This window comes from Gluconacetobacter dulcium, assembly GCF_014174165.1.
GTDB classification, from domain to species: Bacteria; Pseudomonadota; Alphaproteobacteria; order Acetobacterales; family Acetobacteraceae; genus Gluconacetobacter; species Gluconacetobacter dulcium.
In genome coordinates, this window is the sequence record NZ_JABEQN010000052.1 from 1 (window position 1) to 2,975 (window position 2,975).

General features: G+C 50.6%; 4 protein-coding genes and 2 pseudogenes. 2 read left to right on the forward strand and 4 right to left on the reverse strand.

The features are described 5' to 3' along the window. Positions 1-407 (forward strand): annotated as a pseudogene (locus HLH25_RS19785) (transposase); the annotation flags it as partial. On the opposite strand, the pseudogene HLH25_RS19790 reads toward HLH25_RS19785, so the two are convergent. Then, positions 386-741, reverse strand: a pseudogene (locus tag HLH25_RS19790) (IS21 family transposase); the annotation flags it as partial. The pseudogenes HLH25_RS19785 and HLH25_RS19790 overlap by 22 nt on opposite strands. A 129-nt stretch (positions 742-870) precedes the next feature. Between HLH25_RS19790 and HLH25_RS19795 the strand changes: the two are divergent. Continuing rightward, the gene (locus HLH25_RS19795) at positions 871-1,083 is read left to right on the forward strand and encodes a hypothetical protein (protein WP_182975716.1); all 213 of its coding nucleotides are present in this window, start codon (positions 871-873) and stop codon (positions 1,081-1,083) included. Between the two features lie 129 nt (positions 1,084-1,212). Here HLH25_RS19795 and HLH25_RS19800 read toward each other — a convergent pair whose 3' ends face one another. The 3 genes from HLH25_RS19800 to HLH25_RS19810 form a co-directional block, all read right to left on the reverse strand. Beyond that, positions 1,213-1,575, reverse strand: a complete 363-nt coding sequence (locus HLH25_RS19800) for a hypothetical protein (protein WP_182975717.1) — start codon at positions 1,573-1,575, stop codon at positions 1,213-1,215. A gap of 13 nt (positions 1,576-1,588) precedes the next feature. After that, a complete protein-coding gene (locus HLH25_RS19805) occupies positions 1,589-2,269 on the reverse strand; it encodes a hypothetical protein (protein ID WP_182975718.1) in 681 nt (226 codons plus the stop codon). Positions 2,270-2,846: 577 nt separating this feature from the next. Then, positions 2,847-2,966, reverse strand: a complete 120-nt coding sequence (locus tag HLH25_RS19810; protein WP_375289010.1) for an integrase core domain-containing protein — start codon at positions 2,964-2,966, stop codon at positions 2,847-2,849. Between the last annotated feature and the right edge of the window lie 9 nt (positions 2,967-2,975).

Genomic DNA, 2,975 nt, shown 5'->3' on the forward strand with positions numbered 1-2,975 from the left:
CGCCGCTGGCAGGCAAGAGCACGCTGAACCGGCTGGAACTGAGCCGCGCGGAACCCGGTCGTTACCACCGGATCAAGCACGACCCGTCAGCGATCGAAGCCCGGTTCGTCGATATCTTTCTCGACGCTCACCGCGCCGCCCCCGGCCAGATCGTCCTGGATCTCGATGCAACCGACCATCCGATCCACGGCCATCAGGAAGAACGGTTTTTCCACGGCTATTACGACCGCTACTGTTACCTGCCGCTCTCCATCTTCTGCGGCCGACACCTGCTGGCGTCAAAGCTGCGCCCGTCGAACATCGATGGCGCGTCTGGCGCGCGGGAGGAGGTCGCCCGGATCGTCGGCCAGATCCGCCGCCGCTGGCCGCGCGTGCGGATCCTGCTGCGCCCCGTCGTCTGCTTCGCCTGTTGCCGCTCCGTCTTCCAGTCCCGGATGAACGCGGTCACGCGGGCATAAGAGCCATCATAGCCCAGCGCCACAAGATCAGAGTGAAGACGGCGCCCCGCGCGGCGCTGCTTGCGCGACTTCGCCGCCTCCAGAAACAGCCAGCTCTCCAGCTTCTCGGAAAACGGGTCCAGACGGACCGGACGCTCTGGAACCTTGAACGTCACTTCCGCCGTCTCCGCCCGAAGATATTTGCGGATCGTGTTGTGCGACAGCTTCGTCCGGCGCTCGATCTCGCGGATCGGCAGATGTTCCAAGATCAATGCCACCGACGGATCACACTCGATAACTCCATGCTGATCACTCCTCATCTCCCCGGACCAATGCGCCGGGGCCAGTGTCAGACACGGGTCAAATCTTAATGAAAATTACCGCCCCAAAAGGGTCACTTCTCAACGCAAATCAACACCAAGGAGATCAAGTGATGTCGTACGCTGCTCTCACCGCCCAGGGCCTGATCGCCCTCATCCAGGACATCCCCGCGATCGCGGACAGCATCAAGGCCCTACTGGCGCCGATCCAGGAGAGGCGCGCACCAACAGAGGCCGAGTGGGAGGCGGCCAAGGCGAGGGTCGGCGAAGCGAATCAGGCGGTTCAGGCCGGACAACAACTGACATGGGCTTCCATTCCAAAATAGAAGACCATGTATTTATCGGAAATTGCGCTGATCGACGTGGAAACATAATAAAAAAATCATGAAATAAGAAGAAATACAGAATAGTTACTCAAAAATTATCCACAATAAACGCAAAACATACCCAAAAAACTATACCGACTTCGCATCAAATATTTCATAAGCCCAATCAACAGCATCATTGGCCTCGTCTATTCCAATATCTATAGAAAAATCATAATCTGAACGGAAACGGAGTGTCATTATCTTTGCGTAATTACGCTTTGCCTCGTAGATTAGAGGATCTATATTTGCTGAATTTCTAAGTAATGATACGATATTTCTGTGTTTTACCGCTTTATCCCCCAGAGTCGGTTGGCCCATATGACCCGCGACCAAATGATAAACCGCATAATAGGCTAGGTGTATTGCCCCTCGGTACTCAGCACCAGTACAAGCTGGGTTGCGTAGAACAATAGACTCAGCCGCTTCAAGGCATTCACGAGGATCAGTCATAGATATAATATTCTCAAGAAGCAGAAATTCTTGTATAGTTGATACCGATGTATCCAACAATATCCGGATCAACTTCGCCAACGGCGACGTCTATGCGTCGTTCCCAATCCCGCAATTTCTTACGATTTTTTCGTGTATCATCATCAATGTAAACTTCAAACCAAGGAAAATTTTCTACCGGGGATTCGCTACTAAAAAAACGAACCTCCCAAATAACACCCTCTTTCTTCAGCACATGAGACAAGGCATTTTGATAGATTCCTATCGCTCTATTCACCCTAGATCTTGCCCCAGGAGCACAATCAAGAATCCGTTGAGCCTGTTCCGGAATTGAAGAAACTGTCCTCTTTGTGATGTTTACTGCACGCTCAAGTTGAGAAGAAGCCATCACGACTTTTGATGCCATGGGATGACGATCTGCGCTCAACTTCCGACCCATGAGCTTAATATCGGAAACAGCCTTTGTTAGCTGAGGCAATTGCTCGCCGATACCGTCTTCTATTCTTTTCTTGAGGTACTTTAAATTTGTATCATATCCCTCAGAGGTGGAGCGCATGACTTCAAGCCACCATCCCAATCCCTCCAGTTCCAAATCTTGACTAAAACTGGTGAGCGATAGCGAACATTTTTTTATTGAATCTACCCATTCCTCAAGGCGCTCGTCTGTGGCACCACGCACTTGCTCACTGCTCACAACCACAGCCGGTGGCGTGGGGAGCACAAGTTTGCTGGGTAAATCAATGTACAAAAAACAATCCCTTTTTCAGCCTGTGGTTACGGTTAAGTCCCCGTGAAAGACCAAATGACCAGACTTTTATCTCATTTATGAGATTCAGAAACGGTCGTCTACCTACTCGGTTCCGAATAGAAACCAGAAAACAAAACTTCGAAAAGTCAATACCCACCCCTCCCGAAGAAAGAAATATATCTATCTGTTTTTATTATTTTTATTCCAAATTACCATTAGGAATGCAAAAAACGCATAGCAAAAACAAAAGATATGCAGATAAAAATCATCCTCCCTATACCTGATCAAGAATTGTAGGAAACTAGAGGGTCGGGGAGGACGATAGTGCCACAGTCCAGCCGATATCGGAGAGATTCTCGTGCTTCCAGCCCATCACGTGCGAGATCAACCGATTTGCCAACAATAGGCCGGTTCTACTCGGAGCGTACTCCTAGGTGCCTCGTTCGCCGGCCTGTGAAGCGTCCCGGGTTTTCCGGAGGCTCTGAACCGCCCCGGGTTTACCGGAGAGTTTTTGGTTCAATAGTCAGGCTGCTTTTTTATGATCGTTCAGGATTGTATAGAAGATCTCCTCTGCTTCGTTCGGCGTGACGTAACCGATGGCGCTGTGCAGACGTGTGTTGTTGTACCAGTCGACCCATTTCAGGGTTTCCCA

Excerpts from the sequence above, each read along its gene's own strand:
- HLH25_RS19795 (WP_182975716.1), top strand. The coding sequence starts at position 871 with ATGTCGTACGCTGCTCTCACCGCCCAGGGCCTGATCGCCCTCATCCAG.
- HLH25_RS19800 (WP_182975717.1), bottom strand. The coding sequence starts at position 1,575 with ATGACTGATCCTCGTGAATGCCTTGAAGCGGCTGAGTCTATTGTTCTA.